The sequence below is a fragment of the Halorubrum laminariae genome (assembly GCF_024494655.1).
GTDB lineage: Archaea > Halobacteriota > Halobacteria > Halobacteriales > Haloferacaceae > Halorubrum > Halorubrum laminariae.
In genome coordinates this window covers 1-22,393 of the sequence record NZ_JANHDL010000002.1, presented here as the reverse complement: position 1 = coordinate 22,393, position 22,393 = coordinate 1, and the positions used below count along the sequence as shown (strand labels likewise).

Annotated in this window: 19 protein-coding genes and 3 pseudogenes; 14 read left to right on the top strand and 8 right to left on the bottom strand. The window is 62.4% G+C overall.

The genetic code is table 11. The features are described 5' to 3' along the window. The first annotated feature begins 87 nt into the window (after window positions 1-87). Window positions 88-2,040: a 2-succinyl-5-enolpyruvyl-6-hydroxy-3-cyclohexene-1-carboxylic-acid synthase gene (menD, locus tag NO887_RS03090; protein ID WP_256417046.1), complete on the top strand. Its 1,953-nt coding sequence runs from the start codon at window positions 88-90 to the stop codon at window positions 2,038-2,040. A 27-nt stretch (window positions 2,041-2,067) separates the two neighbouring features. Here menD and NO887_RS03085 read toward each other — a convergent pair whose 3' ends face one another. Continuing rightward, a complete protein-coding gene (locus NO887_RS03085; protein WP_256417045.1) occupies window positions 2,068-2,538 on the bottom strand; it encodes a BsuPI-related putative proteinase inhibitor in 471 nt (156 codons plus the stop codon). 77 nt (window positions 2,539-2,615) lie between these two features. Here NO887_RS03085 and NO887_RS03080 point away from each other — a divergent pair, with 77 nt between their 5' ends. The 3 genes from NO887_RS03080 (at window position 2,616) to NO887_RS03070 (ending at window position 5,935) form a co-directional block, all read left to right on the top strand. Next, window positions 2,616-3,368 carry a DUF2797 domain-containing protein gene (locus tag NO887_RS03080; RefSeq protein ID WP_256417560.1) on the top strand — a complete coding sequence of 251 codons (753 nt, stop codon included), beginning with the start codon at window positions 2,616-2,618 and terminating at the stop codon, window positions 3,366-3,368. Window positions 3,369-3,482: 114 nt separating this feature from the next. After that, entirely contained in the window at window positions 3,483-5,414 is a 1,932-nt protein-coding gene (locus NO887_RS03075) for a helicase C-terminal domain-containing protein (protein ID WP_256417559.1), read from the top strand. Between the two features lie 329 nt (window positions 5,415-5,743). Continuing rightward, on the top strand, window positions 5,744-5,935 hold the full coding sequence (locus NO887_RS03070) for a DUF7317 family protein (RefSeq protein ID WP_256417044.1): 192 nt from the start codon (window positions 5,744-5,746) through the stop codon (window positions 5,933-5,935). A 76-nt stretch (window positions 5,936-6,011) separates the two neighbouring features. Here NO887_RS03070 and NO887_RS03065 read toward each other — a convergent pair whose 3' ends face one another. Then, on the bottom strand, window positions 6,012-7,118 hold the full coding sequence (locus tag NO887_RS03065) for a 60S ribosomal export protein NMD3 (RefSeq protein WP_256417043.1): 1,107 nt from the start codon (window positions 7,116-7,118) through the stop codon (window positions 6,012-6,014). A gap of 188 nt (window positions 7,119-7,306) precedes the next feature. Between NO887_RS03065 and NO887_RS03060 the strand changes: the two genes are divergently transcribed. Continuing rightward, window positions 7,307-7,660, top strand: coding sequence for a DNA-binding protein (locus tag NO887_RS03060; protein ID WP_256417042.1), 354 nt, complete (start codon window positions 7,307-7,309; stop codon window positions 7,658-7,660). Then, a complete protein-coding gene (locus NO887_RS03055; RefSeq protein ID WP_256417041.1) occupies window positions 7,661-8,254 on the top strand; it encodes a DUF7411 family protein in 594 nt (197 codons plus the stop codon). A 242-nt stretch (window positions 8,255-8,496) separates the two neighbouring features. On the opposite strand, the gene NO887_RS03050 is transcribed toward NO887_RS03055, so the two are convergent. Then, window positions 8,497-10,035: a phosphohexomutase domain-containing protein gene (locus tag NO887_RS03050; RefSeq protein ID WP_256417040.1), complete on the bottom strand. Its 1,539-nt coding sequence runs from the start codon at window positions 10,033-10,035 to the stop codon at window positions 8,497-8,499. A gap of 131 nt (window positions 10,036-10,166) precedes the next feature. Here NO887_RS03050 and NO887_RS03045 point away from each other — a divergent pair, with 131 nt between their 5' ends. Then, window positions 10,167-10,445, top strand: a complete 279-nt coding sequence (locus tag NO887_RS03045; RefSeq protein ID WP_256417039.1) for an acylphosphatase — start codon at window positions 10,167-10,169, stop codon at window positions 10,443-10,445. Between the two features lie 282 nt (window positions 10,446-10,727). On the opposite strand, the gene NO887_RS03040 is transcribed toward NO887_RS03045, so the two are convergent. Beyond that, window positions 10,728-11,153, bottom strand: coding sequence for a winged helix-turn-helix transcriptional regulator (locus NO887_RS03040; protein ID WP_256417038.1), 426 nt, complete (start codon window positions 11,151-11,153; stop codon window positions 10,728-10,730). Window positions 11,154-11,222: 69 nt separating this feature from the next. Here NO887_RS03040 and NO887_RS03035 point away from each other — a divergent pair, with 69 nt between their 5' ends. The 7 genes and pseudogenes from NO887_RS03035 (at window position 11,223) to NO887_RS03010 (ending at window position 17,078) form a co-directional block, all read left to right on the top strand. Beyond that, window positions 11,223-11,672: a DoxX family protein gene (locus NO887_RS03035; RefSeq protein ID WP_256417037.1), complete on the top strand. Its 450-nt coding sequence runs from the start codon at window positions 11,223-11,225 to the stop codon at window positions 11,670-11,672. An 80-nt stretch (window positions 11,673-11,752) separates the two neighbouring features. After that, window positions 11,753-12,235 (top strand): VOC family protein, encoded by a 483-nt coding sequence (locus tag NO887_RS03030; RefSeq protein WP_256417036.1) that lies wholly within the window; start codon window positions 11,753-11,755, stop codon window positions 12,233-12,235. After that, entirely contained in the window at window positions 12,235-12,888 is a 654-nt protein-coding gene (locus NO887_RS03025) for a flavin reductase family protein (protein ID WP_256417035.1), read from the top strand. Before NO887_RS03030 ends, NO887_RS03025 begins: the two co-directional genes overlap by 1 nt. Window positions 12,889-13,289: 401 nt before the next feature. Then, window positions 13,290-15,125: a multicopper oxidase family protein gene (locus NO887_RS03020; RefSeq protein WP_256417034.1), complete on the top strand. Its 1,836-nt coding sequence runs from the start codon at window positions 13,290-13,292 to the stop codon at window positions 15,123-15,125. A gap of 186 nt (window positions 15,126-15,311) precedes the next feature. Continuing rightward, window positions 15,312-15,539 (top strand): annotated as a pseudogene (locus NO887_RS03015) (cupin domain-containing protein); the annotation flags it as partial. Further along, window positions 15,499-15,857 (top strand): annotated as a pseudogene (locus NO887_RS18560) (DMT family transporter). The pseudogenes NO887_RS03015 and NO887_RS18560, both read left to right, overlap by 41 nt. 246 nt (window positions 15,858-16,103) lie before the next feature. After that, a complete protein-coding gene (locus tag NO887_RS03010; RefSeq protein ID WP_256417032.1) occupies window positions 16,104-17,078 on the top strand; it encodes a deoxyhypusine synthase in 975 nt (324 codons plus the stop codon). A gap of 460 nt (window positions 17,079-17,538) precedes the next feature. On the opposite strand, the gene gdhB is transcribed toward NO887_RS03010, so the two are convergent. The 4 genes and pseudogenes from gdhB to NO887_RS02990 all read right to left on the bottom strand — a co-directional run. Further along, window positions 17,539-18,840: a glutamate dehydrogenase GdhB gene (gene gdhB / locus NO887_RS03005; protein WP_256417031.1), complete on the bottom strand. Its 1,302-nt coding sequence runs from the start codon at window positions 18,838-18,840 to the stop codon at window positions 17,539-17,541. Window positions 18,841-18,842: 2 nt separating this feature from the next. After that, entirely contained in the window at window positions 18,843-18,986 is a 144-nt protein-coding gene (locus NO887_RS03000; RefSeq protein WP_256417030.1) for a rubrerythrin-like domain-containing protein, read from the bottom strand. 108 nt (window positions 18,987-19,094) lie between these two features. After that, window positions 19,095-21,971, bottom strand: coding sequence for a bacterio-opsin activator domain-containing protein (locus NO887_RS02995; RefSeq protein ID WP_256417029.1), 2,877 nt, complete (start codon window positions 21,969-21,971; stop codon window positions 19,095-19,097). Window positions 21,972-22,171: 200 nt separating this feature from the next. After that, window positions 22,172-22,393 (bottom strand): annotated as a pseudogene (locus NO887_RS02990) (Fic family protein); the annotation flags it as partial.

Genomic DNA, 22,393 nt, shown 5'->3' with positions numbered 1-22,393 from the left:
CGAAGTCGGTCGGCGGGCATAAGCGTTGCAGAACCGACCGGCGACGACTCGCCGGAGTATTTAGGTCGTGACCCCAAATCGGGCGCAATGACTGCGCCGAACCGGAACACGCTGTGGGCCCGCGCGATCGTTGACGAGCTGGTCGCCGCGGGCGTCGACGCCGTCGTCGCGTCGCCGGGAAGCCGATCGACGCCGCTGATGACCGCCGCCGCCCGCACCGACGACCTCCGCGTCTTCTCGCAGTTGGACGAACGTTCGGCCGCCTACTTCGCGTTGGGGCGCGCTCGCCGCTCCGGGAGCGTGACGCCGCTGATCTGCACCTCCGGCACGGCTGCCGCGAACTACCACCCTGCCGTGATGGAGGCCGACAACGCCCGCGTCCCGCTGCTCGCGCTCACCGCGGACCGCCCACCCGAACTCCGTGACTCGGGCGCGAACCAGACGGCGGATCAAGAGAAACTGTACGGCGACGCCGTCCGGTATTACAAGGACCTTCCCGAGCCCGCCACGACCGATCGTGGACTACGATCGCTCCGGACGACGGTCGCCCGCGCCGTCGCTGCCGCCGAGGGCACCGACGCCGGACCCGTTCACCTCAACGTTCCGTTCGCGAAGCCGCTGGAGCCGACGCCGATCGAGGGCGACGTTCCGGACGACCTCGATCCGATCGCCGCGTCGGGGCGCGACGGCCCGTACGTCGACGTGAAGCCGGGAGCGCCGGAGCCCGGAGACACCGAACTCCGCCGGCTCGCCCGCGAGCTCTCCGCCACCGAGCGCGGACTGATCGTCGCCGGTCCGGCCGATCCGCCCGGCCTCGACGCCGAGTCCGTGACGGCGCTGTCGCACGCGACCGGGTTCCCGGTGCTCGCCGACCCGCTCTCTGGCGTCCGGTTCGGCGGGCACACCCGGGTCGCCACTGTGATCGGTGCGTACGACGCCTACCTCTCGGCGGCGCTCGCGGGCGGCGGTAACGCGGCGAACGCCGCGGACGCCGCGGCCGACTGGGCGGACCCCGAAGTCGTCGTGCGACTGGGGGCGTCGCCGACATCGAAGCGTCTCCGGAAGTACCTCGCTGAGACCGAGGCCGATCAGTACCAGATCGATCCCGCTGGTCGCTGGCGGGAGGCCGAGTTCGCCGCGACCGACCTCGTGGTCGCTGAGCCGAATCGACTCTGTGCGCGCCTGTCGCGACTCGCGGGTGGCGGCGGTGGGCGTGGCGGAGGTAGTCGCAGTGGGGGTGGTCGCGGTGGAAGCGGCGGCACCGACGCCGGCACCGGGGCCGAGGCCGATGTCGACTGGCGGGGCCAGTGGGAGGAGGCGGACCAAGCGGCGCAGGCGGTCCACGACCGCGAGCGCGACGCCGGTGACGACACGGACGACTCGCCCGCCTTCCACGAGGGCGACGTGCTGCGCGTCGTCGCCGACGGCCTCCCGGACCCGGCGACGCTTTTCGTCTCCAACTCGATGCCCGTGCGCGACCTCGACCGGTTCGTCGGGCCGTCGACCACGAGCGTGACCGCGCTCGGGAACCGCGGCGTCTCGGGGATCGACGGGATCGTCTCGGCCGCGCTCGGCGCGGGCTCCGCGACGACCGACGATCTCACGCTCGTCGCCGGCGACCTCGCGTTATACCACGACACGAACGGTCTCCTCGCGATCGACCGCTGCGATGTCGACGTGACCGTCGTGCTCGTCAACAACGACGGCGGCGGAATCTTCCACATGCTCCCGATCGAGTCGTTCGAGCCGCCGTTCACTGAGGCGTTCAAGACGCCGCACGGCATCGATTTCGAGCCGATGGCCGAACTTCACGGGCTGGCGTACACCCGCATCGACGCGCGGCCGGCAGCGCGCGATGCATCCGGCGACGAGCACGCCGCGGACGCCGCAGACGACCTCGCCGAGGCGTACGCGCGGGCCCGCGACGCCGACGGCTCACACCTGATCGAAGTTCGAACCGACGCGGAGCGGAGCCACCGGACGCGAGAGCGCTTGGAGGCGGCGGTCGAAGCCGTCGTTCACGGCGCGGAACTTGTGTGAGATCTGGATTCACCCTCCGGCATTCCGTCACCCGACCTCGACCGTCACTGTCGCCGTCAGGCCGTGATCGTCTATCTCGTGCCAGTCCGCGTCGTGATCAGCTTCGACGCCCGCAGCAGCGGTCACCCAGCCGACGACGACGAACTTCCCCGGTGACGGGCCGTCCCACGTTCCCTCGTAGGTTTCTGACTCTCCCGGTGTCAGCGTCTCGGTCCCGACCGCCTGCGTGAACAGTCGTCCCTCTCCGTGTCGCCAGACGGGATCTGTCTTATCTCTCTCATTCCTCTCGGTGCCAGTCGGATACACCGCAAACTCAGCACGCTGCCCGGTCGGAAACCGGAGCGTGACCGGCTCGCCGCCGTCGTTGCGGACGGTGAGCGCGAGTTCGATCGCGGGACCGGTCTCGCCGTCGGTGACGGTAGCCGAGAGTGAGATCGCAAGCGAATCGAGCGCGTCCGGCGATTCGGTCGGATCGAACGGATCTGACGGATCGGGCATACGTCCCCGTGGTCCGCCTCGACCAACAACGCTCCGGCGACGACGCGCATAAGTCGACGCCCCACCTACTCGACTGCGTGCAGGTTGTCGGCTACGAGACGGGTGAGGGGCTCTACGTCGCCAGCGGCGGCGCGGTCGACCTCGTCTCTGCCACCGCTGGCGACGAACTCGCGTTCGGCCTCGGCGACCGCCGCTGCGCCGGGACGGTCCACGAGGGCGATCACGTCGCTTGCGACGCCGACGACGCGCCCTACTGCGACGACCACGGCCACGTCTGGGTGTGCGCCCGCTGTACGGGCACGTGTCTCAAAGACGAGATGGACTGTCACGAGGAACACGCGATGTACCTCGCGGCGTTCGCGCCCGACGTGTGGAAGGTCGGCGTCACGCGGCTGTGGCGGCTTGAAACGCGACTCCGCGAGCAGGGCGCGGACCGCGCGGCCCACGTGCGGACGCTTCCGGACGGTCGACTCGCCCGGGAGGTCGAGGCCGAGCTGGCGACGCGCGACGACCTCGTCGACCGGGTGCGCGTCCCGACGAAGATAGACGGGCTGGGACACGACGTGGACGAGGTCGCGTGGGAGTCCCTGCTCGACGGCTTCGATCCGATAGACTGCTTCGACTTCGACTATGGGCTCGACCTCGACGAGCGACCTGTCGCCGAGACGATGGCAGCCGGCACGGTCCGCGGCTGGAAGGGCCGGGTACTCGTGGTCGACCGCGGCGGTTCGACGTACGCGGTGGACGCACGCGACCTCGTCGGCTACGAGCTGACGGATGACGTTCCCTCGCGCGAGCTGCAGTCGAGCCTCGGCGCGTTCGGTCGGTGATCTCTCGAATTCGAGAAGATGAGGCACTGTGAGCGACGCGACGCGAGCGACCGCGACGCCGCGCCGACCGTGGGGAAGCGAGGGTTTAATTCGACGAGCGCGTCAGGGAGAGCCGTGGACCCCGATCGGATCCCCACCGAGTTCCCCGCACCGAGCTTCCGCGGCGCACAGGAGCAGGCGCTCGCGGACATCCGCGACGCGTTCGCTGCCGGCAACGAGGTCGTGTTGGTGCGCGCGCCGACCGGCAGCGGCAAGTCCCTCCTCGCGCGCGCCATCATGGGCGCGGCCGCCACCGTCGACGAGACGTCGCCGAGCGAGGCGACCGGCGCGTACTACACGACGCCGCAGGTGTCGCAGATCGACGACGTGGAGGCCGACGACCTTCTCGACGACTTGGCCGTGATCCGTGGGAAGTCGAACTACGACTGCATTCTCTCGGGCGAACACGACACGCCGGTCAACCGCGCCCCGTGCGTTCGCCAGCAGGGGTTCGACTGTTCGGTGAAACACCGCTGCCCGTACTTTTCCGACCGCGCGATCGCTTCGGGGAATCGATACGCCGCCATGACGCTCGCGTACTTCATGCGGACCGCGGGCTCCGAGGTGTTCCGAAAGCGCGACGCCGTCGTGATCGACGAGGCCCATGGGCTCGCAGAGTGGGCGGAGATGTACGCGACGATCGACCTCTCGCCGGGCCGCGTCCCCGTCTGGGACGAGGTCGGCGTCCCCGATGTCGAGGCGGACGCCGGTCCCGACGAGGACGCGCTCGACCGGACCGCCCGGTTCGTCGAGTCGCTTCGCGACACTGCGAGCCGAGCGAGAGACGAACTGACGGGCCGGCCGGAACTCGACCGGGAAGAGGTCGCACGCCGGGACCGATTACAGGAGCTGGTCTCCGAGCTCGGCTGGTTCCTCGAAGACTACCGCGATCTCGACTCCCCGACGACGTGGGTCGTCGACCAGCCGGGCGGCGAGGGATCGGAGATAGCGATCAAACCCCTCGACCCCGCGCGGTACCTCAGACACACCGTGTGGGACCGCGGGAACAGGTTCGCCCTGCTGTCGGCGACCATCCTCTCGAAGGAGGCGTTCTGTCGTGGCGTCGGCCTCGACCCCGCGAACGTCGCGCTGGTCGATGTCAAGCACACGTTTCCGCTGGAGAATCGCCCACTCTACGACGTGACACAGGGATCGATGACCTACGAGCACCGCGACGAGACGGTGCCGAAGATCGCCCGGCTGATCGTCCGACTGATGGCGAATCATCCCGACGAGAAGGGGCTGATCCACGCGCACTCGTACGACATCGCCGGGCGACTCACCGAACTTCTGGGCGAGTTCGGCGTCGCCGCGCGGGTTCGTCGCCACGGCCGATCCGACCGCGACGCGGAACTCGCGGCGTGGCGGGCGAGCGACGAACCGACGGTGTTCGTCTCGGTGAAGATGGAGGAGGCGCTCGACCTCCGCGACGACCTGTGTCGGTGGCAGGTGGTGTGTAAAGCGCCGTACCGCAACACAAACGACTCGCGGGTCGCCCGTCGACTGGCCGACGGTCAGTGGGCGTGGTACCACCGAACCGCACTCCGGACCGTGATACAGGCGTGCGGACGCGTCGTCCGCGCCCCGGACGACTACGGCGCGACCTACCTCGCGGACGATTCGCTTTTGGATCTGTTCGACCGCGCGGAGGCAGATACGCCGCCGTGGTTCCGCGATCAGATCGAGGCGATGACGACCCCGTCGCTGCCCGACTTCGACGCGGCGGCCGCGCTCGACGGCATCGACGCCGAGCCGTCGGGGCCGTCCCGAGCGGGTCGGCGGCGCGGGCGCGGCGGTCGGTCGGTCGGCGACGCGAACGGCCGGACGCGCGACCGCGACACAGGGTCAGCTAGCGCGTCGACACCGGACTCACGGGGTAGTGACACCTCGCGGGGCGGAGCCGACGGCGGAAACGACGACGCCGGCGGGGATGACGGCACTCGGGGGGAGACCGACGCCGAGCGCCGACGGAACCACCCGCTCTCCGATGTCTGGGGCGACGGCTGACGGCACGGTCTCGCTGGAGTTCGCTCGTGTCGGGTACGAACGCCTCAGAGCAACGAGATGCCCCACGCGACCATCGAGCTCACCATGAGGAACGCAAAGAACAGCGCGATGAGCTGTTGTCTCTCCATGTGACAGACACAGTCGCAGACGCTGATAATTCCTGCGGGGTCGATTCGGGTGTCTGCCGTCGATCGCGAGCCACGACCGATCGATCTAAGTGTGGGTATACGCCTCGCCGCGGATCACTCGGTAGTATATATCATATAAGGTCTATGAGGACCCTGAATGGAGTAGTAATCTTCATAAACCATCATGCCTGTACAGATGATATGGTCACACACGGGCTGTCGAGTGCGCTGACGCTGTATGGTGCGCGAACACTGACACTCTCTCAGGCGGCCGCACAGGCCGGTCTCAGTGAATCGGAGTTCATCGACCAACTCGCGCGCCGCGGTATCGAGGTGACCGACGCGGAGCGTGCAGCCGCACTCGGCGAGGAACAGCCGGCTCGTGCAGACTGACCGATAGCTTCCCAGTCGCTCGATTTTCCACTCGGAGCGTTGCGTTTCCCGGTGACGCTGAGGGCCTCGCGTTCGCCTACTCTTCGGGGACGAGGTGAACCGCGCCGCCGTGTTCGAACGCGAGCACGGTCTCCGCGTCGTCGTCGACGAAATCGGGGTTCGGGACCGTCTTCGCCTCGTAGGTGCTCGGATCGAGCACTTGGATGGCGTTCTCGTCTTCGACGGTCACCACGGTCGTCTCCGCCGCGTCGTCCCGGGTCCCGAGCCGGGTCGCGTCCGGCGCGTCGGCGTCCTCGAAGTCGGAGGCGTACGCCTCGCCGGTCGCGAGCCGGACTCCCTGCAGTCGACCGGAGACGCCCGTGACGAGGACGGGGCCGTCGCCGTCCTCGGGGTCGAGTATCTCCCCCTCTGCGTACCGCGGGAGCCGGACCGCGAACGTCACTCGGTACACCTCGTTGCCGTCGCCGTCTTCGGTGACGAGCGTGGGATACGACTCGAAGCTGCCGCCGAGCCGCTCCGTGATCCTCGTGGCGACGTTCTGGGCGAGCCGATTCGACGAGAGCATCACGTCCGGGCCGTCGTCGGTCTCGTTCACCTCGGTGATAAACGCCTCCCGGTCGCCGTCGGCCTCCTGTCTCGCGACGTACGACTCCGCGATCGACAGCGCCTCCGCCCGCTCCTCGGGCGTCAGGTCGCGTTCGTCCGCGCGGATCTGGACGATCCCAGCGTAGTAGCCGCCGGCGATGCGCCCACAGCGGTCACAGGTCCCGCGCGATATCTTGACCGGGACGGTGACCTCCGCGGAGCGGAGCGTCCCGCGGACGACGCCCGAGAAGCGACAGTGCATCCGGATGGCATTCTCGTCGACCTGTTCGGGCTCGACACCCCACTCCACGTCCGTGGCGTCGACGTGGACACCGAGCCGTTCCGCGACCTCGTCCACGGCGACGTCGGTGTAGTCGCGTGCGCCAACGTCTCGCCACGACTCGCCGCGCCGGACCGCACCGCACCCGGAGCAGACAAGCACCTCGATCCGGTCCGGAGCGTCGACAAGGTCGAAGTCTTCGAAGTAGCAGTCGTCACACAACAGGGCGTCCCGTCCGCCCGGATCGCCCGGGAGCGGGTCTCGCCGCTCGTCGACGGCGTCGCCGCAGCGCGGACAGAACTCCCGCGATTCGCTCATTGCTGCGAGATACATCGAGGAGCCGTTTAAGCGGCGCGGACCGGAACCGATGAGCGACAACGCCGAACTGGCGACGGCCGACCGTCTCGAACGGGTGTTCGATCCAGTCTCGCGTGGGCTGTCCGGTCTTCGGTGTTCAGGCCGATCCCTCCGAAATCGTTTTTCGCGCGGACCGTGAACGGGTGGGTATGAGCGAGAATCCTGACGACGAACGGCTGCAGGAGCTTCGAGAGGAGAAGATGGAAGAACTTCGCGAGCGGAAACAGCAGGGCGGCGCAGATCCCGATGCCCAGCAGGAGGCCCAAGAGCGCGCCGACGCGCAACAGGAGGCGGTGCTCAAACAGCACCTGACCGACGGTGCGCGCCAGCGACTCAACGCAGTCGAGATGTCGAAGCCGGAGTTCGGTGAGAAGGTGAAACAGCAGGTCGCCGCCCTCGCGCAGAGCGGCCGCATCCAAGGGCGTATCGACGAAGATCAGATGCGCGACCTCCTGAAGGAACTCCAGCCCGACCAGCAGAGCTTCGACATCCGGCGGAGATAGATGGAACTCGCGCTGCTGTACAGCGGGGGAAAAGACTCGTCGCTCGCCGCCCACCTGCTCGATCGGTTTTACGACGTGCGGTGTGTGACCGGGAGCTTCGGGCTCACCGACGACTGGGAGCACGCCGAGCGCGCCGCGACGGAACTCGGATACTCGTTCGAACGGGTCGATCTCGACGACGAGGTGGCCGCGGCCACCGTGGAGACGATGATCGCGGACGGGTACCCCCGAAACGGGATCCAGCGCGTCCACGAACACGCGCTGGAGGTGGTCGCGACGCGGGATGTCGACGCGATCGCCGACGGAACCCGCCGAGATGACCGCGTGCCGACGGTGTCGCGCGCGCAGGCACAGAGCTTGGAGGACCGCCACGGCGTCGACTACATCTCCCCGCTCTCCGGATTCGGTCGCCACGCCGTTGACCGCCTCGTCGAGGCCACGTTCGACGTTCAGCAGGGGCCGAGCGAGGAGGTTCCGAAGGCCGACTACGAGGACGAACTCCGAACGCTCATCGCCGACGAGCACGGAGAACGGGCGGTCGACGAAGTCTTTCCGGACCACGACCAGACCTACGTGCACGGTCGGAATCGATAAACTGCCATCAGCGATATCGAAGGTCGGATCGCAGTCGTGCTTCAAGAGTTACCGATGCATCTGAGCACATTTTCGATAAGTCGGTCTTCTCGCGAACGCGGTGCAAGCGGTTCGAAGCCGGCGTTCGTTTAGACCGCGGCCTAGTGATCGTAAACGAAGTCCACGACCGTGGGTTCTCCGATAGGTTCACAGGACCGGGCCCCATCATTGACCTCCTCCCGCGTCACACACCGCCGCTCCCGTCACGTACCGTCGCCCGAATCCGTAACCGCTCTGACGGCCGCCTCGACGACCGCTTCGGCCTCCGCGATCACGTCGGCGACAGCGTCGCTTTCGGCGTACACGCGGACGTACGGCTCCGTTCCCGACGGTCGAACGAGGACCCAGGAAGCGTCCGGAAACTCGATCCGCACGCCGTGGTCGGTGTCGACTTCGGCGTCGGGAAACGCGTCGGGCAAGTCCGTCTCGAGGCGAGTCATCGCGTCGTCCTTGGCGTCGTCGGGACAGTCGACGCTGACCTTGCGGTAGGGTCGCTCCGTGATCGGAGCGCGGAGTCCGTCGAGACCCTCGTCACCGACGAGCTGGGCGATAACGGCCGCCGACGCGACGCCGTCGATCCACTCCCCGAAGCCGACGTGAACGTGTTTCCACGGTTCCGCGGCGAAGACGACGCGGGTGTCGTCTGAGCCGGTCTCCGCCGCCGTCTCCCGGACGGCCGCGATGCCCTCGTGGAGCGCGCCGAGGCGAACGCGCTCGACCCGGCCGCCGGCCTCGCGGACTCGCTCGTCGATCCGGCCGGAGGCGTTCGGCGTGGTGACGACCACCGGATCGGCGGCGTCGCTCTCTCGGGTGTACCGTTCGGCGAGCATCGCGAGCACGGTGTCCTCGTGTACAATTTCGCCGTCGGCGTCGACGATCACGATCCGATCCGCGTCGCCGTCGTGACCGATGCCGAACGCGAAGCTCTCGGTTTCCTCCTTGCTCACGTTGCCCCTAGCGGGCGAATCGCCCATGTCACTCCCGTCGCTCTCGTCGTTGGCGTCGGCGACGAACGCCCGGAGGTTGGCGAGCGTCTCCGGCGTCGGCTTGCTCCCGCGCCCCGGGAAGTGACCGTCGATGTTCCCGTTGAGGGTGACGACCTCGGCACCCAGCTCGCGGAGAACGGTCGGCGTCGCCGGCGCGCTCATTCCGTTGCCACAGTCGATCGCGATCCGGAGTCCGTCGAGGTCGGCTCCGAACCCCGCGGCGTACTCGCGTACCGCGTCGAGATAGCGCGAGAGCGTGTCGACGCGCTCGGAGTCGGTCCACTCGTCCCACGCCGCCGGCGGCGTCTCCCCATCGACGCGCGTCTCGACCGCGCGCTCGGCGTCGCGGTCGAACTCGCTGCCGTCGCGGAACAGCTTGATCCCGTTGTCGGTCGGCGGGTTGTGCGAGGCCGTAAGCATCACGCCGTACCGGCCCCGCGAGGCGTACGCGAGCGCCGGCGTCGGCAGTTGACCGGCGCGCTCGACCGCCACGCCGCCCGACGCGAGTCCGGCCTCCATCGCGGCCGCGAGCGCCGGACCGGTCACCCGCCCGTCGCGCGCGAGCACGACCTCTGGCACCGGCTCTGTGGCACCGCCGACATCCGTGTCCCCGCGCTCGCGGTCATCTCCGCCGCCTCCGGTCGGTTCGCGGTCGCACACTACCGCCGCGACCGCCCGGCCGACGGCGAGCGCGAGTTCCGGCGTCACCCGCTCCGCGGCGCTCCCGCGGATCCCCGCGGTTCCGAACAAGTTCATACCGGTAGCGTCGCCGGCGAGTCGTTAGAAGCCGTCGGTTGCGGGCGGGTTGACACCGTTCCCGCGATGGTCCTCGTGACGTGTTCGGGTCGCCGTAGTAGTTACAACGGTGGCGACCGCACGCCCGATCGATGACCGATCGAACGCGAGCACACGTGTACGTCTCCGGGCGCGTTCAGGGCGTCTACTACCGCGCGACGACCAGAGACACAGCTCGGGAGGCGGGCGTCGACGGCTGGGTCCGGAACCTCGACGACGGGCGCGTCGAGGCCGTCTTCGAGGGCGACGAGGCCGCAGTCCGCGAGATGGTCGAGTGGTGTGAGACGGGGAGCCGCGCCGCCGAGGTCGACGACGTCGCAGCCGAGTACGAGGAACTGGAGGGACTCGACGGCTTCGAGGTCAGGTGGTGAGTGGCGGGCTACGGCGATCGACCTCGATCACCAATCCTCGATCACCGATTACCGATTGGAGCGGAGGCGCGTGCCGGCGAGCGGCCCTCGGCCGCGAGTCGCCCGCGCGAGGGAGCGGTGAGCGCTCGAAGAGCGCGAACCGTGAGGCTGGGGAGGCGTGAGGTGCGGGGCAGTGCGGGGCAGTGTGGGGTGGGAATCGAAGGGGCAGCCGTGAGGCTGGGGCTTCGGAGGTGTCCGTGTCGATCAGCGATTTAAACGACCCATGGTCTCGTCGACGGACGCCTACGCGTTACACTCCGCGAGCCACTCGTGAGCCCAGTCGTCGATCTCCTCGAAGACGGGCGCGAGCGACTTCCCCTTTGGAGTGAGACTGTAGTAGGTCGCCACGGGGGAGTCCTCTTCGAGCCGCCGGTCGACGAACCCGGTCTCTTGGAGGTCGTCGAGCACGCGCGAGAGGGTGCGGGCGTTGGCGTCCGTCTCGCGTTTCAGCTCGTTGAACCGCGACTCGCCGTTCAACAGCTCGTGGAGGACGACGAGCCGCCACCGCGATCCGATCTGTTCGAGCGAGTCGACGACGGGACACGGCGTCTCCGGACCCGAAACCGTGTCCGTTCCGGACGCGGTGTCGATCGCGCTCGTCGCTTCCGCCGCGTCCGTGGCGTCTGTCGCTTCCGCCGGATCCCCGTCGGCGAGTTCTGGTGAGGACATCGGTGTTACCTGCTTGCACAGTTGTCCGGGAAGCGATATATAGGTTACGTCCGTATACGTAATTACACAATGTTAGCTGAAATCACGACGCTACCGCTCCAGTTCGAGACGCCCTTCGCGGGCGAACTGTTCCTGCTCGGCCGGATCCTGTTCGGCGCGACGCTCGCGTTCATGGGACTGAACCACTTCGGCGACCTCGACGCGATGACGGGCTACGCCGAGTTCAAGGGGCTTCCCGCCCCGCGGTTCTCGGTCGTCGCCTCGGGGGTCCTGCTCGCGCTCGGCGGGCTCGGCGTCGCCGTCGGCGCGTTCCCCGTGCTCTCGGCCGGCGCACTCGCCGTCTTCCTCGTCGTCTCCGCCGTGACGATGCACGACTTCTGGGCTGTCGACGACCCCGAGGAGAAGCAAAGCGAGATGACGAGCTTCCTCAAGAACGTCTACGGTGCCGGTGCGGCGCTCGCGCTGCTCGCTGTCGGCGGCACTGCGTGGCCGTACGCCCTCGGTATCGGCCTGTTCTGAGTCGGTCTCCTTCTTCCTCGTACTGCGTTCCCCCGCCAACATCACTAACTGACTTCGCGACGACTCCAAACACACGACACATGACCGACGCCCCACCCACTACCGGCCTGCATCACGTGACGAACATCTGCACCGACATGGACGAGACCGTCGCGTTCTACGAGGACGCGCTCGGCTGGCACACGGTCAAGCGGACGCAGAACTACGACGACCCAGGGACGCCGCACTACTACTTCTCGTCCACTCCGGAGGGAGAGCCGGGGACGAACGTCACCTACTTCGAGTACCCGAACTCGCAGGGCGCGCCCGGCCCCGGCGCGAGCCATCACTTCGCGTTCGGCGTCGAAGACGAGGCCACGCTGCGGGAGTGGCAGACACACCTCCGCGAACGGGGCGTCCGGGTCTCCGAGATCAAAGACCGGACGTACTTCAAGAGCATCTACTTCAGCGACCCCGACGGGCTCGTCTTCGAACTGGCCACGGAGGGGCCCGGATTCGCTCACGACGAGGACGAACCCGGAAGTGACGAGATCGACCCGTTCGAACGCGGGTACGAGAACTGATGGCCGACGAGGAGAGCGGACCGTCTCGCTCCGACACTCACCGTACCGACACGCCCCGCAGCGACTCACACCGCAGCGGCGGGCCGGACGCGTTCGGCTCGCCGTACCGGCTGCTCTCGACCGCGGTGACGCCCCGCCCGATCGCGTGGGTCTCCTCGCGGGGATCGGCCGGGGAGAACCTCGCCCCGTACAGCTTCTTCAACGTCGTCGCGATCGATCCGCCGGTCGTCGGCTTCTCACCGGTGGCGACCGCGGCGAACCCGAAGGACACGCTCGCGAACGCCCTCGAAACTGAGGCGTTCGTCGTCAACATAGTCACTCGCGACCTCGTCGAGACGATGAACGCGTCGAGTGCGACGCTCGCGGCCGGAGAAAGCGAGTTCGACCACGTCGGAATCGAGCGCGCCGAGGCGACGCGAGTGGACGCGCCGCGGGTCGCCGACGCGGCCGTCGGACTGGAGTGTGAACTGTACGACTCGATCGAGGTCGGCACGTCGACGCTCGTGCTCGGCGAAGTCGTCTACGCCCACGCGGCCGAGTCCGTTCTCACCGACGGCAAAATCGATATCGACCGACTCGACACGGTAGGGCGGCTCGCCGGCGAGTGGTACGCGAGCACCGACGACCGGTTCGAGATCGAACGGCCGCCGTAGCGGCTGCGAGACACGGATCGGCGCGATGTCTGCCGATCGCTGAGAGCGGGTGGCCAAGTCACAACCTCGGAGGATAGGTTTGATGCGTGCCTTCTATTCAGAATCTCTCAACACGAATCAACAATTGGGACTAGGCGCGTCCCCGTTACTGAGGACGCTCTTCCGTAGGAGATTGTTGATACAGTGTCCCGTTACAGATCTCATACAGTAGCTAGCCGATAGAACTGCTGAATCGCATGTTCTCGATCCGCTCAGCTTACTACGGAATCGCAATATGGCTCCCCATCAACAATGTGCGACAGAAAAACATTATTGATTTTCCACTGTCGAACATATTCGGTCTCCTCTCATGAAATGGGATCCGTCTGGCTTCTCTTTTGTATGAAGCGGATAGGGCTAGTATGACTGGTGACCGAACTGGACAACCGAAGAGTACAGTCGCACGTCGGAGATTTCTCGCGGCCGTAGGTATCGCCAGTACCGGGGCATTCGCGGGCTGTTCCGGAAAGAGTGTCAGTGCTCCGGTCGCCGCAAAAGACGCTAGAGACGCCGATGGAATATCTGACGAGACTCACACGTCGCCGGAGCTCGAACGGTGGGTCGACGAGGTACCTCGCCCGGGCGTTATCGAACCGAGCGGAACCAAGGACGGCCAGCCACGCTACGAGGTGGAGATGGCCGAAATCGAACAGAAACTCCACCGTGACCTCCCCCCGACGACTCTGTGGGGATACGGCGGCCAGTACCCAGGCCCGACGATCGAGGCCGAGCAGGGTGAACCGATCTACGTTCGGTGGCAGAATCATCTGCCAGACGAACACCTCCTCCCAGAGGATCCGACGATCCACGGCGACATCATCCCGTACGACGAGCCGGGGGCCCGCGTCGTCCCCCACCTCCATGGAGGCAACGTCGAACACGAAAGCGACGGGAAACCGCAGGCCTGGTTCACCCGTAACTTCGAGCGGACAGGCCCCGACTTCAAGAAGAAGGATTACTACTACGTGAACGACCAACCGCCCGCGACCCTGTGGTATCATGACCACTCGCTCGGGATCACCCGTTTGAACGTCTACGCCGGCCTCGCGGGATTCTATTTGCTGCGGAACGACCACGAGCGAGAACTCAATCTCCCAACGGGTGATAACGAGATTCCGCTCGTCTTCCAAGACCGGAGTTTCAATGAAGATGGGTCGTTGTACTACCCCACGGATGTCCCGGATACACGAGACGGCGACGACTCACGCCCCGAGCCGAGCATAGTCCCGCAGTTCTACGGCGACGTGTCGACGGTCAACGGGAAGGCGTGGCCCCGGTTGTCCGTCGATCCCGAACAATATCGGTTCCGCTTGCTCAACGGCGCCAACAGCCGGTACTATAACCTCAAGCTGCTAGAATACGACGAGAAATCGGGTGAGACAGGGGATTCGGGTCCGCCATTCGTCCAGATCGGAAACGACGGCGGGCTCCTCTCGGAGCCCGTCAAGACCGCTGGCCGCCTCGAACTTGGATCGAGTCAGCGAGCGGACGTCGTCGTCGACTTCAGCGAGTACGCGGGCGAGACGCTGCTCTTACATAACGACGCGCCGGCGAAGTACCGAGGCACGAGCGGAATCGAGGCGGACGACGCCGAGCCTCTGCCGGAAATCATGCTCGTTGACGTCGTGGCGGGCGAAGCCGATCGGCAGTCCGATCGACTCCCGGATGAACTGACACGGGTGCCCGACATTCCGATGGGCTCCGTAGACACCGAACGATACCTCACGCTTGCTCGGCAATCTGATGAGTACGGCCGACCGCTGTACGCGCTGGGAACCAGCAACGAGCAGATGGGATATGAACTCACAGACCCGGTCACAGAGACCCCGACGCTCGGAGACACCGAGATTTGGAGTCTCGCTAACTTCACGGGGATGTCCCACCCGATACACCTCCATCTCGTTCATTTCCAAGTGCTGGGACGACAGTCGGCCGCTGAGTATGACCCGTCTGAAGACGAAATCGATCTGGACGTGCTTGATGGCCCCGAATCGTACGAACTCGGATGGAACGACGTAGTCACGGTCGATCCGGGTAACGTGGTTCACGTGATCGTACACTTCGGAGAATTCGAGGGATTGTTCTCCGATCAAACCGGAGATTACATGTGGCACTGTCACATGATCGAGCACGAAGACCACGACATGATGCGACCATTCAACGTTTTGCCGGCCGACGGCGAGACTGAGACTGACTGATCTGTCGATGGGTTTGATCTGGCAGGAACATGTTCGACTCAACTCTCTTGTGATTTCCCGTTTCATACTGAAGTGTATGGTTTTAGGCCAGCCTAAATCGATACGAGTGATCGAGTTTCCCGATATCGTTTCGCGACCCGTTGTCCCGCCATTTGATCGTGGTTACTCCTACACAGGTGAGGCGGTATGACTGCTATCGATTTTGGCACGGAACGGACGTACGACGACGCAAATTTTTCGACGGTGGAGGTGTTCCGGAGCGAGCAGATGAAGGTCGTCTGCGGGTACTTCGAACCGGGACAGTTCATTCCGGTTCACGCCCCGTCCAGTGACGTGCTGATCGACATTCGGTCTGGTACCGGACTCGTCCGCGATGGCGATACGGAGCACCGTGTCGGAGCGAGAGACGTCGTGGCTCGTTTTCTTCATCACCGTCCTGTTTGAGATCGCTTGGGCGATCGGTCTGGTGTATTCTGATGGGCCCCCTCAGAATCGATCCCGACAGCAGGGACAGTTGCTACACTCATCATCAGAATGGTATTGCTCGCGAGAGCAGTTTAGGACCTCCCCATCGGGACTACGTATCCTGTTTGGACAGGGATCAGGGCTGTAGGCACCGCGTCTCTCGGTATTGTCTTATTTGATGAGCCAGCGACGAACCTTCATGTTCTCTTCATTTCCGTGATCGGTTTCGGAACCGTTGGCCTCTACTTTGTCTCCGGAGGCCATTAACGATAGTAGTCTGCATGCTGTGGAAGTTGACCAGTCGGGTCGACTGTCAGCATCGGGTCTGGGACCGGAGACACATCGAGTGACTGGAGATACTCAATCGCCTTAGCGATACGGTTGTCATCAGGACGGAGGATAGCCACTGTGGGCTGGAACATGTTAGACAGTTAGTTGATACTGGACTTGGGTGTATCGACAATTGGCGTCCGGTCTCGAACGATTCAAACCTCTATCCTACGAAGCATCAGTATGGACGACGAGTCTCATGACCACGTTGTTCCGGGAAGTAACGAAGAGTTGGCCACACCAGACGTACAGGGATACGACTTCCGGGGAGAATTCGATTTACAAGAGATGCTGGAAGCCTATGCGACGACGGGCTTTCAGGCGACACAACTCGCAGAAGCCATCGACATCGCCGAGCAAATGCAAGATGCTGATGCTACGATCTATCTCACGTGTACGTCGAATATCATTTCATCAGGACTGCGTGAGGTCGTCGCCTACCTTGTTCGCGAAGGGTACGTCGACGTGCTCATCACGACTTCAGGATCGTTAGCGGAAGACATCATCAAGACGGCGAAACCGTTCAAAATGGGGGAATGGGATGCGGACGAAGCTGCGCTCCGGGAACAGGGAATCAACCGCCTTGGAAACATCTTTGTTCCCTCTGACCGCTATATCTGGTTAGAGGAGTACCTATATGATTTCTTTGACGATTTCTTTGCCGAACAGAAGACACGAACACCGACGGCGTTTGCTCGTGAACTGGGCGACACGCTCGATGACCCAGATTCAATTCTAAAACAAGCAGCGGACAATGATGTTCCCGTCTACTGTCCGGCGTTGACAGACTCAGAGATTGGGAATTTTCTCTACTATTACCGACAGGGATATGATTCGGACGTCGGGATCGAGATCCTCGACGATTACGATTCACTCATCGAAGATGGGATGCTCGCCGATACGACAGGTCTGATCGCAGTCGGAGGTGGTGTGCCGAAACATCATGCGATTATGACAAACCTATTCCGCGGCGGGGCAGACTATGTCGTCTATATTTCGACCGGTATGGAAGGGGACGGGTCACTCTCTGGAGCGCCCCCAAATGAGGCAGTCTCGTGGGGCAAGATCAAAGAGGATGAACAGACAAACTACACGCAGGTCGAGGCAGAAGCGACGCTCGTCTTCCCACTGCTCGTAGCGGGTGCTTTCGGCGGATGAGTAGAAATAACTCTTTCAGACATAAAACTAATGTTACCATACTCATAATAGTTTGATTATTATTTCTGTGAGACATGCTTGAACGGGCTCAAATGTGGTTCGTATAGTAGCAGCCCCAGATCCGAAAGCGATCAGACTCATGGTGACAACGAAACTAGCCCTCGAATCGTCGGGGGTGAGCAGAAACGTAAGAACGGCAAGCGATCCGGACATCGCACAGATGAATAGTCCCGTCAGAAATGACAGGCTTATAAAAATCGGGTCAGTAAATCCCATCACGGAGTAAGTTGGTTGATAAATCCCAGCGACAGATAAACTGAAACCGATAACGACGTACCCGAGAAAGCAGATCGTAATCAGAATTGCTCCGGGGATGACTAGCCGGTACAGGTGACACAGACCTCGCTCAAGTGGAGTAGTTGGCTGTCGGTGCTGTCCGGGTGGTCGATAATCCATCTCTCTACGGCCAGAGTCCTCGTGTTTCGTGAGCTTCCGCAATGCGAGACAGTGCGACGATGTAGGCCGCGTCACGCCAAGTAACGTCTCGCTGCTCGAACTCTGTTCGAACAGCTTCCCAAGCGGCATACATCTCGCTTTTGAGTTCGTCATTTACGCGTTCAAGCGACCACGCCCGGCGGTTGATATCTTGAAGCCACTCGAAGTAGCTCACAGTGACGCCACCAGCATTAGCGAGGATATCTGGGATCACCGCGATGCTCCGGTCTGCTAGAATCGTGCTCGCTGTCGAGGTTGTGGGCCCGTTCGCGCCTTCAACAACGAGGTCAGCAGCAATCGAATCTGCGTTTGCTTCGGTGATCACGTTTCCGAGAGCAGCAGGGACGAGTACGTCGACGTCGAGCGTAAGCAACTCGTCGTTTGAGATGACGTCGTCCGCGTATTTTGTGACAGCTTCAGGTTCCTCGTCATGTGATGGAACTGCGGCAGTGTCGATTCCCTCTGGATCGTACATTGCTCCGTTCACGTCACTGATTGCGACGACCGTTGCCCCCCACTTGTCGAGAAGACGAGCCGCATTTGCACCGACGCTACCGTATCCCTGAACCGCTATTTTCGTCTCTTCAAGATCATTCTCATAATATTCGCAGGCCTGCTTAGTGATGATCGCAACACTCCTCCCGGGAGCTTCCTCACGACCTTCACTCCCACCGATGACTGGCGGCTTCCCGGTGACGACCCCCGGTGTCGTTTCGCCTTCCTGCATCGAATACGCGTCCATCAGCCACGCCATCGTCTGTGGATCTGTTCCCATATCGGGCGCGGGAATATCCCGATTGGGTCCGATGGCGTCGCGAATTTCTTGAGCAAATCGACGAGTTAGACGTTCTTTTTCATCTGGACTCAGCTCTTTTGGGTTGACTGCGACGCCACCCTTGGCTCCGCCAAACGGGAGACCCATGACGGCACACTTCCAGGTCATCCACATCCCGAGTCCGACACACTCGTCCCGTGTCACTTCAGGGTGGTATCGGAGTCCACCCTTATATGGTCCTTTGACACTATCGTGTTGTGCTCGGTACCCGGTGAACACCTCGACCGTTCCGTCATCCCGCTCGATGGGTATGGTGACTTCGTGGACTTTCTTTGGATGTTTCAGCCGTTCGACGACGTTCTGATCGATATCGAGATGGCTAGCAGCATGATGGAGCTGCCGACGTGCTGTTTCGAGCGCTGATTCTGGCTCGGTGGAGTCAGCAGTCGAATTTTCATTCTCCTCGGAGTTGAGCGCTGGTTCCGAAGCCATGGTTACTCGAGCGGCATACGGCGGTTCCGCATTGTTCCGCCACAGTCGGGACACTGGTCAGGGTTTTTTTCTGTAATAATGATGTTACCACACTCGAAGCATTCGTAGGGGCTTTCCTCATCTCCCCCTTGATCGACATCTCTCATGGTGAGTTCACGAGCGCCGGCGAGGCACTCAATAAAGGTATAATATGTATATAAGGAAATAGAGGGTGGCTACTAGACAAACCCTTCTTAGAATTAGGGGTTCGTTATCTAACCCTCATTCATAGAGGAGGCGACAGCGGGATTCGCCTCATCGAAGAGTGTCGCAAACAGTTTGCGCTGGACGGTCCGTGCGTGTTTATAGAACGCCGGCGGCGAGATACCAAGTGTTTCTGCGACATCTTCTCCTGTACTCTCGCGTGGCGATTCGAAGTATCCGCTGTAGTATGCCGTCTGGATGACTTCGAGTTGTCGTTCTGTGAGCTTATCGAGAAACTTCGAATAGAGGTCATGTTCCATCGCTTGGTCGAGCGTCTGCTTCGAGCGAAGTTCGACATCAGTGAACATCTCGCGGATGAGTCGTGTAATCGCTCTTAGCTCAATGGTATCCGGGATATCGATGACAAGCGTGGTGCGATCTGGATCTGCAGTGGCTTCTCGGAAGACGGCCCCATGATCGGCTAATTCGAGGGCGAGAAACGGCTGTGTGAGTCGTAATCGTAGGACACCACTTTCGCCGTCCACACTGATTTGTTGTACGTCGTCGATTGCTACTATCTGTGATGCTGCTTCAGAGACCTCATTCAGCGATGCGTCTTCGACAGTGACGAACACGTAACTTCCCTCCGTGGATTGTTGGACACCACCCTGGTACGAGAGTGTACACGCTGCGTCCTGCGCCAATCGTGAAAGAACGAACGTCGGGTCGTCGATCACAAATTCAACGCGGGTCACAGACGTCGTGAGCAGCGCATTCTTCCGCTCGATGGCGCTAAGTGCGGATGCGATAGTTTCACCGAGTTCTGCCAGAACAGCTGTTGCCGTCTCGTCAAACGCGTCTTGGGTTGTCGCATACACCGTCAACACGCCGTGCGTGAGGTCGTTGTACACGAGCGGGATACTCAATACGGAGAGGAAGTCGCGGGTGAGTGCATCCTTTCGCCACGGCTCTTCGCGAAGTTCGGCGGCAACGTTCGTTACCATCGTCACCGCACCGGTTGCCGCGGTTTGCCCCGATGGATCGACTCCCGACGCAGCGAGCGGAAACTCGCGGCTATCTAAATAGCCTTGTTCGCGTCCCGCCCACGCTCGTGGCGTGACGGTGTCAGTCGTTGAGTCGATTGCCCCGATCCAAACGAACTTGAACCGATCATCGGCAGCCAACAGCTCACAGACGGTATGATCGATCTCCTCCGCTGTTTCGGCCTGGACGAGTGCTTGGTCGATCTCTCGAATCGTCTCATTGGTTCGATTCAAAGCGGTGAGCTGCTCGTTTTGCTGTTGGAGTGTGCGGTCCTGTTCGCGGAGTTGTGACTCCCGAGACACACGATCGAAAGCCGCCTCAGCTGTCGCGGCAAGGAGATCGCTCAATTCTCGAGTTACATCATCGAAGGTACTGACTTGATCTGATCCAGCGACAAACACGCCGTGCTTGCCGAGTGGAATGTAGGATACACTCCGGAGATCAGTTGCCCTGTTTTCGAGTCGGTCCGCTTCGTGGACATCATCGAAAAACAGCGCCTCGTCTTCGACAAAACTGTAGCTCGGAAGTGTTTCGCCGTCAGTAGGGACGGTCGGAAGCGGCCCGTTTAATTCCCGCATTGCTGTGGAGTATGCGGCGGGTCTGAGGACGTTCGCATCAGCATCAAAGAGATAGACAGCACTCACGGCGAGGTCAAGCACACTGGGTGTATCGTCGACCACGTGTTGGGCAATCTCTTGGTGTGTTTCAGCATAGAGGAAATCACGGGCAGTCTCGTGAAGCGTCGCAAGCGCTTCCTCCCGCTGCTTCCGTTTCGTGATATCACGACAGCTGAAGAGGACCGTTCCGTCTTGAATCGAAACCTCCCGAACATTGACGAGAAGTGTATGCTCACGGCCGGCTTTGTCTGTTGCTGTCGTTTCGATGTTTTTGAGTACGCCGTCGATCGCAAGTTCACTCCGTCTAAAAAGATCATCTCCGAGCAGGTCGTTAATCGTTCCCAGATCACGAATCTCTTCGGCTGTATAACCGAATATGAAGTGGACATTCGGGCAGACATAAGTATACTCTCCGTCCTCGTCTGTGATGAGGACGGTGTCAGTCATATTATTGAGTGTGACGCGATGGAGCTCCTCAGATTGCCGGAGATCCCGTTCGAGGCCGACCCGTTCGGTAATATCGACACCTTCGACGACGACAGAGACGAGATCACCGCGTCCATCTTCGACGGGGCGGACAGAGAGATCGATGACGCGTGGCTGGTCAATATGTGGCGGTTGTGTGACGACCGCATTACCGAACGACCCGTTGAGCGCCTTCTCGACGAGTTGCTGGACGTCTGTGCTTATCGAGTCCGCTTGTGACCACCACGGAAGCGCCCAGAAGGATTCGCCGACGAGGCCTCCGATCTCGTTATCAACCATCTCTCGGGCTGTATTATTCACACGGGCAAGTGCGCCATCCGGATCGAGTACCCATGTCGCAGTGCGCGAATCGTTGAAAATCGCATCGAACTGTCTCGCTCGTTCGCGTTGCGTTGCCGACCGCTGTGCGGATCGGATAACACGTTCTGTTCGTTCGATGAGTTCGTTGGTCACCTGTGCCGGCGGATCCGTAATCGCGATGTAATCGGTGACGCCAGCTTCGATAGCCTCGGCGGCGATGGCTTCACTTCCTGCAGCAGTTGCGAGTAAAACAGGGAGTGCCGTCGTTTCCTTGCGGACTTCCTTGAGGAGATCAACTCCGGTCGTCTCTTCGAGCGAGTATTCAGTGATGAGACAGCTTATCTGTCGTTTCTGAACAGTGTCAATAGCCTCTGTTTTGGTTCGAACATGTTGTACACTTACATCGGTCCGTTTTTCGAGCGCCGCAGTGAATCTGGTGACCCAGTCGTTCGTCCCCACGAGCAACACCGTCGACGATCCCAGGATGGATGGAGAGGTCATCCTTCGAACACAGAGCTACAGCATCTGTTTCGCTCGGTGCTGATACGAACTCGCCTCCAAGTCTGCTGCTGGCCCGGACAGAAGAGCACACACATAGCTAGTTAACTATCAAACTATCCGATGATATAGATATTTGCTGTTCCAGTAGTTGAGGCCGGTCATCTCAATGCATATGCCTCAAGCCCTCTCTGCTCAGTGGTTCAGAGTTGGTCGATCGGCTTGTTGATGATTTGGAAGACTTCGCTCGCCCGGTAGAACCGATTCCGGTCTTTCCCGGTGAGTTCTTCGAGTATTCCGTCATCTTCGAGCTGCCCGATCAGTCGGTTTGCCGTGCTGTATTCGACATCTAACCACTCGGCCGCCGTATTCACGTCAAGGTACGGATCTTCGAAGAGCCGCATCACCAGTTCGAGGATGTTCTC